A 12,386-nucleotide genomic window follows, 5' to 3' on the forward strand; every position below is an offset into this window, starting at 1 on the left:
ATAATACCACACCCCCGCCTCCTTGTCAACACTTTTTGACAGATTTTTTCATCTTTTTTCTTGCGCTGCTGAAAAACGTTCATTTTCTTGTATTCAACGTTCTCTTTTTACGCAAAAAAGCCGCCTGCACATTCCTGCACAGACGGCCTTATATTACTTCTATAATAGAGTTAGCGGATCTCGATGCCCAGCTTGAACTTCAGGTTGCCGAGGATCTTCTTGACCACGCGCTCCACTTCCTCAGCGGAAACTTCCTTCTTCGGGTCGGACAGAGACAGGGTGAACGCCATGCTCTTCTTACCCTCGCCCAGATTTGCGCCGCGGTAGATATCGAACAGCTTGATCTCACCCACCAGAGGGCTGGCCTTCTTGATAGTCTCTTCGATCTCGCCGCAGGTGGTCTTTTCATCGCAGACCAGTGCCAGATCACGCTTGACAGCAGCATAGGGACTGAGCGGCTGATAGCGCAGCTCACCGTCCACGCAGGACATCAGAGCCTCGTAGTCCAGCTCACCCAGATAGATATTCTGGCTGTCCTTCTGATCCTTTGCAATTTCCAGCTCGCCGTTGATCTCGTTGGACAGCTTGCCAAACGCGCCCAGACGCTTGTCACCGCAGTAAACAGCAGCGCTGATGCCGGGGTGCAGCCACGGGGTCGTCTCGCGCTTATAATCAAAGCTCAGGCCAAAGCCGGCTGCCAGTGCTTCCAGTGCACCCTTGACCGTGAAGAAATCTTCTTCGGGGCCGAATGCACCAATGCAGAGGGTCTGGCGCTCGTGCGGATGCTCGTTGATGGGCAGTTCCTTGGCAAGATACACCGGTGCCATCTCGAACAGACGGCCCTCCGTGTTGCCCTTCTTGAGATTGTCCACAATGACATTCAGCATGGAGGGAGCCAGCAGGGTGCGCATGATGGACAAATTCTCGCTGATGGGGTTCAGGATGCGGATGGCCTTGCGGGCTTCATCATCCGCCGGAATGTGCAGCATATCCAGTTCTGCGTTGGAGTAGAAGGCCAGCGTGGAGGCCTCATAGAAGCCCTGTGCGGCCAGCAGACGCTTGGTCTTGAGCTGCTGCTTCTGGTCGTAGTTCAGACCGCCGTTTGTAACGGAGGCGGTGTTCAGGAAGGTGGGCACGATGTGGTCGTAGCCGTACTCACGGATGACCTCCTCGGCCAGATCCGGGAAGCTCTCCACGTCCTCGCGGTACAGGGGTGCGGACACGTCCCAGCTTCCATCGGCCTGTACATCCACCGTGAACTCCAGACGCTGCAGAATGTCGATCATGGTCTGATCCGGCACGGTGATACCCAGCACGCCGCAGATCTTAGCCGGAGTGGTAACGATGTGCTTGCGCTCCATCGGGCGGCCATCGGTCAGGTCATATTCCAGTGTGGTGATGTCGCCGCAGTCCAGCTCTTGGATCAGGTGCAGGGCACGGGCAAGGCCCAGTTCAGGAGAGTGACGGTCCACGCCCTTCTCGTAGCGGGCAGAAGAGTCGCTGTTCTGGCCCAATGCGCGGCTGGTCTTACGCACGCAGTCGCGGGCGAAGGTGGCACACTCAAACAGCAGGCTGGTGGTGTTCTCATCCATGCCGGAGTTTGCGCCGCCCATGATGCCGGCAAGTGCCACCGGCTTTTCGGCATCACAGATGACCAGATTGTTGGGGTTCAGAGTGAACTCCTTCTCATCCAGCGTGACGATCTTTTCGCCCGCATGGGCGCGGCGCACATCGATGGTGCGGCCGGCGACCTTGTTCAGGTCAAAGGCGTGCATGGGCTGACCCATTTCCAGCAGGGTGTGGTTGGTGATATCCACCACGTTGCTGATGGAGCGCAGGCCGCACAGAGCCAGATGGCGCTTCATCCAGCGGGGAGACTCGCCCATGCGGATGTTGCGCACATAGTGTGCCATATAGCGGGGGCACAGGTCCGGAGCCTCCACCTTGACGGTGATGGGCGCATCCGGCTCGCAGACGGCCTTGTAGTCCATGGCGGGCATGTGCAGGGGCTTGCCCAGAACGGCAGCCACCTCACGGGCAATGCCCAGGACAGACTGGCAGTCCGGGCGGTTGGCGGTGATGGAGATATCAAAGATATAGTCGTCCAGACCCACCACCGGCGCAATGTCGGTGCCGGGGACAGAATCCTCGGGCAGGATGAGCAGGCCGTAGACCTCAGAGCCCGGGAACAGGTCGTCGTTCAGGCCCAGCTCTTCGCCGGAGCACAGCATACCGTTGGACTCCACGCCCTGCATCTTGCGGGCCTTGATCTTGATGCCGCCGGGCAGGGTGGAGCCATCCAGAGCAGCGGGCACGCAGTCGCCCAGCTTCATGTTAGCGGCACCGGTGCTGATGCGGATGTCGTGGCCGTAGTCGCCACAGTCCACCACACACTTGGTCAGGTGGGTGCCCTCCTGCTTTTCCATCTCCACGATCTTGCCGACGACCACCTTGCTGATGCCGGCATCCAGCGGGATCAGCTCTTCGACCTCAAAGCCGCAGGAGAAGAGCTTTTCTTCCAGTTCCTGCGCAGTAACGTCGATATCTACAAATTCTTTTAACCAGCTGAAAGGTACTTTCATTGTCTCTTCTCTCCCCTCTTATTCGTGGAACTGCTTGAGGAACTGCAGGTTGTTCTCGAACATCAGGCCGATGTTGTTGATGCCATACTTCAGCATGGCGATACGCTCGATGCCGATGCCGAAGGCGAAGCCGGAATACTCGTCCGGGTCGATACCGCAGTTCTCCAGCACCTTGCGGTTGACGACACCGCCGCCCAGCACCTCGATCCAGCCGGTGTGCTTGCACAGCGGGCAGCCCTTGCCGTGGCACTCGAAGCAGCTCACGTCCACCTCCACGCTGGGCTCGGTGAACGGGAAGTAGGAGGGACGCAGGCGGGTGCGGGTGTCAGCGCCGAACAGCTTCTGCACGAAGGTATTCAGTGCGCCCTGCAGGTCGCCCAGCGTGATGCCCTTATCCACCACCAGACCTTCCATCTGGTGGAACATGGGGCTGTGGGTGGCATCGGAGTCAGAGCGGAACACACGGCCGGGCATCAGGATCTTGATGGGCGGCTTCTGAACGTCCATGGTGCGGATCTGGCCGCCGGAAGTCTGGGTACGCAACAGGAACTCCTCCGACAGGTAGAAGGTGTCCTGCATGTCGCGTGCCGGGTGATCCTTGGGCACGTTCAGGCGGGTGAAGTTGTGGTCATCGTCCTCGATCTCCGGGAAGGTGCCCACCGAAAAGCCCATGCCGGAGAACACGTCGATGATCTGGTTGGTGATCAGGGTCAGCGGGTGCAGGCCGCCCATGGGGCGGGTCTTGGCGGGCAGCGTGATATCCACCGTCTCCGCAGCATTGCGGGCAGCAAGCTCTGCCTGCTTCACCTGTTCTGCAGCAGCATCATAATCTGCCTGCACCTTTGCCTTGAGTTCATTGATGATCTTGCCCATAGCGGGGCGTTCTTCCGGCGCGACGGTGCGCAGATTCTTCATCAGGGCAGGGATCTTGCCGTTTTTGCTGAGGTACTCCTGCCAGAAGGAGGCCAGCGTTTCCTTGCCGGACACCTGACCAAGGCTTTCAGCGGCCTGTTTTGCCAGCTCGTCGATCATTGCTTGCATGGATGTTCTCTCCTTTATTCTTCGTGTTGATGAGCGGAGTGCAACAAAAAAGCTCCGTCCCCTGCCCGATTTCTCAGGCAAAAGGGACGAAGCTGTTGATTCTTAGCTCCGCGGTACCACCCGGTTTCCACCCGTGCACAGATGCCGGGCGGCTCTCAGAACGCCGTAACGGGGCGTGGCCGTTCTGTACTACTGCTGTTTCGCACAGACCGCTCAGGAGCGAACTTCAGCACAGATACACCCGGAAGCCCTCTCAGCCGGTGAAGCTTCTCTCTTTGCCGTGTACGCCATGCCTACTCTCTCCGTCGCTGCGTTTGGGAGTATTCAGGTTTTATAACCAAGAACTATGTTACCACATTTTGCGGTGGTTTGCAAGGGCTGTGCAGTCGCTTTCCGCAAAAATCGCGTTCGGTGGAGGTTTTTCACAAAGCCGCAGCCATTATGAATCGTTTATGTCATCCATTATGAGCTGAAACAATTCTCCCAGGTCGATCAGTGGCGCAAACTCTTTATCAACTTTGTAATCATCTGAAATTTTTACCACGACCACACCGTCGATCTGCTGGATATATCCTTCCTGCGGATAGACTGGCATCTGTTCCAGCTCTGTTCTGCTGTACAGTTCTCCGTACTGTTCCACCGAGCAATGCTTGAGTTTTGCCGGAGTAATATCCCTGAAAACCGCTTTCCAAGACGCTCTGGCCGAGTAATCGTTCAGCCAGAAGCGGCCCATCTGCGCATACGGATTTGCATAGAGGTAATACTCCCTCTTCATAAAACTGGAGTTCGAGCTGGGTCTGCCCACAAACAGTACCGGCAGCTGCTCGTTATCGTCAAAATATCCGCTGCTCATCAGGTCGTCCGCGATGTGATCCGACATGCTCTTGAGTGTTTTTCTTCCCTCATACATAGCTTCCTGATCGATCACAGCAGAGCAGACATTGCCATAGACGACCAAAACCGCAAGTACTACAGCCCCTGTCCGGGCAGCACGTACATACTTTTTTACCATATGCTGATTTGTGCGCGTCCCTTCAAGCAGCAGCAGACATACCGGCACGAACAGATTCAATCCTTCGCCCATCTGCAAAAGCCAGACCGCCTCGCTTGTGATCAGCATGATGGCATTGCACATGATGGGCAAAACGATCAGCGCTGCCACTCCCAGAAGGATATATTCCCAATTTTTCCGGTGAAGCATTTTTCTGAAGCGGTTCAGCAGTCCGATGCTCAGCGCCAGAAATACCAAAACGAAAAAGCCCACCGGCTGCAGAATGTTATGCCGATAGTAATTCTGAAAAAAGTAAGCTCCAAACAGTTGGTAGGTCTCTGCAATGGCATTGGGCAGATTTTTCAGTATAGAAAGTACCGAAACATCCGCTCCTCCATTATAACTTGCCATCTGCCATCCACATGCCCATACGATCAGCTTTGTGAGCAGGAAATACAAAACCATTCCTGCAGCTGCGCTGCAAAGACTTCTTCCAATGTGGGCATGGACCTTTTCTCTGTCCACATTGCGGAACAGAAGCAGCAGAAGATATGTCAGCAGGAGCAGACAAAAGTTATCAAGGCTCGTCTGATAGCACGCAAGGCTCATGACCAGAAGCAGTGCTCCCTGTACGACCGCTTTTCTAAAATCTGCGGCACGAACCACACGCTCTGCCGCCAGAACAGAAAACAAAAAAGAGCAGCCAAACACCGGCGACTGAAACCGATATGACAGCTGTATTCCAGTGACCGTGCTGGCCAGAACAGCCATACCCGCCAGATAGGTCACGACAGAATCCTTCTCTGTAAAAAACTTCCGAAGCAGGGTAACAGCCAGCGCCGACATGGAAAGCGTCAGCAATGAATTGAAAGGTTCCGTCTGGATGCCAAACCGCAGCGCATCGATCACCGGCCAGAGCCATCGGCCCGTGACTACCTGCCAATAGCCGCCGAAGAACCATGTATTGTTCCACAATCCGTCAAATGTATTGGTCAGCCGCTGGCTGATCAGCAGGAAAAACACTACCGCCGAAAACAGCAGCATCACCAGAAAATATCTTAGATCCGATATATCCAGCCCAAGGTCGTCCGGTTTCTGTACATCGATTTTTTCTTTCATCGTTATTTTCTCCATCTGTCCTGTTTTATGTTCTCAGGCTCATTTGTTATTCATCGATCAGATAATCCTCTGAAATTTTGATCACATATACGCCGTCCATTTCCTGCATGGAGCCTTTCTCAGGGAATGTCGGCATTCGTTTGATTTCTTCTGTCCGGATCAGTTCGTCATATACCTCATCACTGCACAGCTCCAACTGCATCGGTGTGAGGTCACGAAACACCGCATTCCATGAATAGCGCATTGTGGCAGCATTTTCTTTTTTGAAAAGGCCCACCTGTGCGTAGTCGTTTGCATCCCAGTAGATAACGTGTGTCCGGAACAGTGGGTTTGCACTGGGGCGGCCTACCAGCATCACCGGCAGTTTTTCCGGCAAATCATAATAGCCCTCTGCCACCAGCTCACTGGCCACAAGGTCCGCGATTTGTTTTGTTGCCTTGCGTCCCTCATACATCGCCTGCTGATCGATAGCCGACATGAATACGCTCCCGTAAACGACAGCAGCCGCCGTAAGCAGGATCAGTGCTTTTTCTGCTTTATTCCAGCATTTGCGGAACGCATCACAGGCTGTTTCTCCCTCCTGGCTGCTGTCCAATAGCCAGAAACAGACCGGCAGGAACAAGGCCAGACCTCCGGACATGGGAATATAAAACGACGCCTGCGAGGTTGCCACCATAAATACCGTGCACATCATGGGCAGCACCAGCAGCGCTGCTGTGCCATAGAAAGTGTTTTCCCAATCTTTCCGGCGTATGAGCCGAACCAGTCTGCACGCAAGCGCGGCACCCACCACACAAAAAATCAAAGCAAATACAACTGCAGTTTCCTGCAGCATATTGTGTTTTACAAGGGTGCCAAAGAAATACCGATAAAAAAGCTCATAGCACTTTTCAACGCTGGAAGGAAGATTTTTCAGAATTCCAGACACTGAAATATCTGCACCACCCTGGTAATCGGCCATCGCCGTTCCCGTCGCCCACAGTGTAATCTTTAAGATCATCAGATACAGCACTGCGCCGGATGCAGCACTTGCCAGGCTTTTGCAAATATATTCCCGAATCTTTTGTTTTTCTCCATTCTGGAAAAGCAGCAGGAGAAAATAGGCCAGCAGCACCAGACAGAAACAGGCAAGGTTCGTCTGGTACAGGCCAAGGCTCAGTGCCAAAAGCACCGCTGCCGGCACAATGCTGCTTACGGCTGATTTTCCCCGGATCACGTGCTCTGTAGCCAGCATTGCAAAGAAAAACGAAAATCCGTACTCCGGTGCAATGAAGTGAAACGAAAGATAGCACCCGACCACAACATTGGAAACATAGCATAAACCTGCGAGCCAGTCAATGCAGGATGTTCTCATCCATGCCGGTTTGAAGAGCATATGAAGCCTGGTGACTCCAAGAGAAACCAGCACCAAGCACACCACCGCATTGATGGGTTCTAGCTGCAGACTGAAACGCATAAAACTGGTCACCAGCCAGAACCATCGCCCATTGGAAAGCTCCCATGCTCCCGCCATGTACTCAGCCGTTGTCCACAGACCATCCACTGTGTTCGTCAGCTTCAAACTGATCAGCGGAAAATAGACCATCACCGCAAAGCCCAGCATCACAAAGAAATATTTCTTATCCAACTCCCGCAGCCAGTGTCTGATATCCGCTTTTATTTTTACAGACATGATATTCCTCCATCCATAAACTTCTGCTTTTCAGTATATCAAACTCTTCCACATGGTTCAATAAAAAAATCCCCTGCCGGGCAGTCGGCAGAGGATCTTGCGTTTTTTTCCAGAGTGCTTTATTTTGCCACGATTTCTGCAGCCAGTGCATCCATCTGCGCTTCGGCAGCAGCATTGGCAGCACTGCGGATGGTGACCACAGTATCACACACGGTGATGTTCTTCATGCTTTCCAGCTCGGCGCGCATGAGCTTTGCGGCCATGGGTGCCCATGTGCCATTCTCCATCAGACCCACCGTGCGGTTCTGGAAGTTCTTGGTCTTGAGGTGGGTCAGCAGATTTTCCATCGGCGGGAAGAGGAAGCCGTCGTAGGTGGCGCAGGCCAGCACGATCTTTCCGCAGCGGAAGGCTTCGGTGACGGCATAGGACACATCCGTGCGGGTCAGGTCCACCTCCACGACCTTTGCGCCCTTTGCACGCAGCTTTTCGGCCATGAGGTGGGCTGCTGCACGGGTGTGGCCGTGGATGGAAGCACTTGCCACAAGGATCTTTTCCGGCTCCTCAGGCTTGTAGCTGGACCAGATGTCGTAGTAGTTCAGGTACTTGCCCAGATCTCCGGTCAGCACCGGGCCGTGCAGCGGGCAAATGGTCTGGATGTCCAGAGCCGCGGCCTTTTTCAGCAGCGCCTGCACCTGCGGGCCGTATTTCCCCACGATGTTCAGGTAGTAGCGGCGGGCTTCGCTGGCCCAGTCGGCCTTTTCGTCAAACTTTGCCACAGCGCCAAAGCGACCGAAGCCATCCGCGGAGAACAGCACCTTTTCGGTGGATTCATAGCTGACCATGACCTCCGGCCAGTGCACCATGGGGGCAAACACAAAGGTCAGGGTGTGGGTGCCAAGGCACAGGCTCTCGCCGTCCTTCACCACTACACGGCGCTCCTTGGCAATGGCATCAGCGCCAAAGAACTGCTCCATATACAAAAAGGTCTTGGCGTTGCCCACCACCTGCATCTCAGGGTAGAGTGCCGCCAGCTTTGCAATGTTGGCACCGTGGTCCGGCTCCATGTGGGAGACTACCAGATAATCCGGCTTACGGCCTGCCAGAGCTTCGGACAGGTTTTCCAGCCACGGCTCGGTAGCGCGGGCATCCACCGTATCCAGAACGGCGGTCTTTTCGTCCAGAATGACATAGGAATTATAGCTCACGCCGGTGGGCACCGGATACTGGCTCTCAAACAGGTCAATGGTGGTATCGTCCACGCCCACACCCAAAATGGCTTCGCTGATTTTCTTCACACTCATAGCTTTCCGTCTCCTTTTTATGATATGCCGCAGACTGCAGCAATTATTTCTAAGAACAGTTCCTATTATAGCACATTGTTAGAAATTTCGCAAGAGATATTATTCTTCTCCATTTTCCGGCAGCTTTGCCGTTACCGGCCTGCCCGGCTCAGCATCCAGTTCCAGCAGAGCGGCAGCAGCGCTTTCGTCCATGGTCTGCACCGCGCGCAGCTTGCGGCTGATGGCACGGCTGCGCACGCCAATGAGATTATCCAGTTCTTCGTCGGTCTGGCGCAGGCGCTGCTGCATCTTGGAAAGCCCCTGCCCGAACTTGTCAAATTCGGTCTTCACTGCACCCAGAAGCTGCCATACCTCACCGGAGCGCTTCTGGATGGCAAGGGTCTTGAAACCCATCTGCAGGCTGTTGAGCAGCGCTGCCATGGTGCTGGGGCCTGCAATGTTCACCTGATAGTCCCGCTGCAGCACTTCCAGCAGGCCCGCGTTCACCACCTCGGCATACAAACCCTCGAAGGGCAGGAACAGGATACCGAAGGCCGTGGTATAGGGCGGCTCCACATATTTTTCCCGGATGTCTTTGGCCTCGGCCCGCAGCACCAGTTCCAGTGCGTGGCGGGCGTTCTCCACAGCCTGCGCGTCGCCGGATGCCTGCGCGTCCTGCAAATGGGCATAGGTATCGCCGGGGAACTTGGAGTCGATGGGCAGCCAGACCGTGCCGCCGTCCGCGCCGGGCATCCGGATGGCGTACTCCACCCGCTGGGTGCTGCCCGGAATGGTGGCCACGTTGGTGTCGTACTGTTCCGGGGCAAGGATTTCTTCCAGAATGGCTCCCAGCTGGATCTCGCCCAGAATACCGCGGGTCTTCACACCGGAAAGCACCTGTTTCAGCCCGCCCACATCAGCGGCAAGGTTCTGCATTTCGCCAAGACCCTTGTACACCTGTTCCAGTTGGTCGTTCACCGCCTTGAAGCTTTCGGTCACCCGCTTCTGTAACGCATCCTGCAGCTGTTCGTCCACAGTATGGCGGATCTCGTCCAGCTTCTGGGCGTTCTGGGCCTGCAGGGCAGTCATGCCCTCGGCAAGGGTGCGGCGCATCTCTTCCAGCTTGCGGGCGTTGGAGGCTTCCAGCCCCTGCAGGCGCTGTTCCATGGTCTGCTGCTGGGTACCCTGCCCTGCGGCAAGGGCGGTGCTCATGCTCTGCACCGAAGCCTGCAGTGTTTCACTGATGTGGCCCATAGCGGCAAGGTTCTGCTGCGCCATCTCTGCCAGCTTCGCGTCCATCTGGCGGTTCTGCGCTTCCAGCTGCTGACGCAGCCATTCCTTCCGTTCTGCATCGTCCCGGTTTGCGGCAGGCTTTGCCGAGCGGTACAGCAGCAGGGCCATCATCAGGCAGATGGCCACCAGAAGCACCGTGTAAAGAAACGCTAAAAATTCCATAATGTCTCCTATTGCAAAATCCGGGCTGTGCAGCTGCAAAGCCCGGATCTGCGTACTTTATATTATTTTGTCTGTTCTTCCCAGAAGGCAGCGGCTTCGTCCAGCCAGCCATCCGCAGCCGTGCCGCGGCCAAGGCTGATGCCATGGGCTGCGTGGTCATATACCACTTCTTTGTAAGGTACGCCATGCGCGGCCAGTGCCTTGCTGAGGGCTGGCCCCTGCAGCGGCCAGCACAGCAGGTTCAAGGTCAGGTCATCCCTGCCATACCAGAAATACACCGGCGGATAGTCCTCTGTGATCAGGTCGGCAAGGCTGTATTCATAGTAGAACCGGCCGCACACAAAGGGGTCTGTGCCCACACGGTAGATCGGTGTGATCTCGGCAAACTGCACGATGGGATACGCCAGGATCACTGCGCCGGGCTTGGGCAGGCCATAGTTTTTATAGCCCAGAGCGTCCGATGCAAACAGGCCCGCCAGATGTCCGCCGGAAGAATAGCCGATCAGGGCATAACTTTCCGTCTGCACGCCGAACCGCTGTGCGTGGCCGGTGATGTACTTCACCGCCCGTGCAATGTCCTCCACGGGTCCGTTGTTGTCGTTATCCGGGTAGGCGCGGTAGCGCATCACGAACACCGCATAGCCTTTCTGGTGCAGCTGGTAAGCTGTGGAGATGCACTCCTTTAACTCCGCCGTGCGGTTGAGGATGTTGCCGGAGAGCACCAGCGCATACTTTGCATCCGGCGTGCTGGCCGGGTAGTAATAGAACTCCACATTGTTGCGGGAGCTGTCCTCGGCGATCTCCTGCTCCGAGTAGAGCTTATAGGTGATCTGCACGCCCGCATTGTAATTGCGGATAAGCAGGTTCAGACCATCGGCACAATCCTGTGCCACATAGCTGCTCACATATTTTTCCAACGTCTGGTCATTGCACCAGTCCTCAGTGCCGGGCAGGTTCTGCTCCTTGGAATAGGTCCAAACGCCTGCGCCAAGGATGCTGGGGTTCGAGCGGATCTCGCCCATGGTGGTCTGCGGCGTGATATCCGGCTCGCCATACTCTGCTGCAAATGCAGGCAGCGCCATCATCAGCAGCAGACAGATACAGGCTGCTGCGGTGCATATCCTGTGTTTCAACTCAGTATCTCCTTTTCAGCCGACCTGTTCCTCCCAGAAGGCAACTGCTTCATTCAGCCAGCCCTCCGCATCGGTGCCTTTGCCTGCGGCCACTGCATGGGGAGCATCATCATACACATGGTAGATATGCGTCACATGGTTGCGGGCCAGTGCCTTTTCCAGCACAGGCCCCTGCGCCGACCAGCACATGGTCATAAGGGTCATATCGTTTTTGCCGTACCAGTGATAGGTAGGCGGGTAATCCGGTGTGATGTAATCCGACAATGTCATTTTATAATACCGCTGCTTGCACACGCCGGGGTCCAGCAGGATATTATAGACCGGTTTGAACTCCAGAAAGGTGTTTACCGGGTAGCCCAGCAGCATGGCACCGGGCTTTGGCAGGCCGTAATTTTTGTAGCCCACCGCGTCGGTGCCGAACAGTCCGGCGATCTGCCCGCCTGAGGAATAGCTTACAATGGCATAATCCTCCGCCTGCACGCCAAACTGTCCTGCATGTTCCGTGATATATTGCACCGCGCGGACCACATCCTGCAGCGGCGCATTGTTGGAAGCCTTCATGCCGATGCGGTAGCGCAGCACGAACACCGGGTAGCCCATTTCGTGCAGGTTCCATGCAGTGGAAATGCCCTCGCGGATCTCCGCACTGACCACGATCGCATTACCGCCGATCACCAGCGCATATTTCTGGTTCGCCTGCGCCCCTTCTGCCGGCAGATAATACAGTTCCACACCGTCCCGGCTGGTATCCTGCGCGATCTCCTCCGCCGTATAAAGCGGGAAGGTCACCCGCTGCCCAGCGTTATAGGTGCGGATCAGATAGTTCAGTCCATCCGCCGCATCCTGTGCCGTCCAGTGATTGGAAAGGCGGCTCAGCGGCTGCGCGTCCCAGTACATCCGGTCCAGCACACGGTCCTGATCCAGCGAGTAGGTGTAGATGCCCGCACCCACAATGCCGGGGTTGGAGCGGATCTCTGCCATTTTGGTGTGCGGTGTGATGTTGGCCTGACCAAGCTCCTCCGCAAACGCCGGCTGTGCCAGCAGGATCATCAGGCCAATACCAAACATCACCGTGCTCAATCGTTTTCTCACAGCAATCCCCCGTTTATCTCT

General features: G+C 55.7%; 8 protein-coding genes and 1 other annotated feature. All 8 genes read right to left on the minus strand.

Features of this window, described 5'->3' with window-relative positions:
* Positions 1-170: 170 nt before the first annotated feature.
* Positions 171-2,582, minus strand: coding sequence for a phenylalanine--tRNA ligase subunit beta (gene pheT, locus DXA66_RS00005; RefSeq protein ID WP_118525993.1), 2,412 nt, complete (start codon positions 2,580-2,582; stop codon positions 171-173).
* Positions 2,583-2,600: 18 nt separating this feature from the next.
* Positions 2,601-3,623, minus strand: a complete 1,023-nt coding sequence (pheS, locus tag DXA66_RS00010; protein ID WP_097777645.1) for a phenylalanine--tRNA ligase subunit alpha — start codon at positions 3,621-3,623, stop codon at positions 2,601-2,603.
* A gap of 79 nt (positions 3,624-3,702) precedes the next feature.
* Positions 3,703-3,941, minus strand: a binding site (T-box leader).
* 121 nt (positions 3,942-4,062) lie between these two features.
* Positions 4,063-5,733 (minus strand): glucosyltransferase domain-containing protein, encoded by a 1,671-nt coding sequence (locus DXA66_RS00015; protein WP_243088995.1) that lies wholly within the window; start codon positions 5,731-5,733, stop codon positions 4,063-4,065.
* Between the two features lie 46 nt (positions 5,734-5,779).
* On the minus strand, positions 5,780-7,405 hold the full coding sequence (locus DXA66_RS00020; RefSeq protein ID WP_118525997.1) for a glucosyltransferase domain-containing protein: 1,626 nt from the start codon (positions 7,403-7,405) through the stop codon (positions 5,780-5,782).
* A 119-nt stretch (positions 7,406-7,524) separates the two neighbouring features.
* The gene (locus tag DXA66_RS00025; protein WP_118525999.1) at positions 7,525-8,706 is read right to left on the minus strand and encodes an FprA family A-type flavoprotein; all 1,182 of its coding nucleotides are present in this window, start codon (positions 8,704-8,706) and stop codon (positions 7,525-7,527) included.
* A gap of 99 nt (positions 8,707-8,805) precedes the next feature.
* Entirely contained in the window at positions 8,806-10,140 is a 1,335-nt protein-coding gene (locus DXA66_RS00030; protein ID WP_118526001.1) for a DNA recombination protein RmuC, read from the minus strand.
* A gap of 62 nt (positions 10,141-10,202) precedes the next feature.
* Positions 10,203-11,273: an alpha/beta hydrolase gene (locus DXA66_RS00035; RefSeq protein WP_243088996.1), complete on the minus strand. Its 1,071-nt coding sequence runs from the start codon at positions 11,271-11,273 to the stop codon at positions 10,203-10,205.
* 15 nt (positions 11,274-11,288) lie between these two features.
* Positions 11,289-12,365 carry an alpha/beta hydrolase gene (locus DXA66_RS00040; RefSeq protein WP_243088997.1) on the minus strand — a complete coding sequence of 359 codons (1,077 nt, stop codon included), beginning with the start codon at positions 12,363-12,365 and terminating at the stop codon, positions 11,289-11,291.
* Between the last annotated feature and the right edge of the window lie 21 nt (positions 12,366-12,386).

The organism is Faecalibacterium sp. OF03-6AC, assembly GCF_003478175.1.
In the GTDB taxonomy this organism is placed as follows: domain Bacteria; phylum Bacillota; class Clostridia; order Oscillospirales; family Ruminococcaceae; genus Faecalibacterium; species Faecalibacterium taiwanense.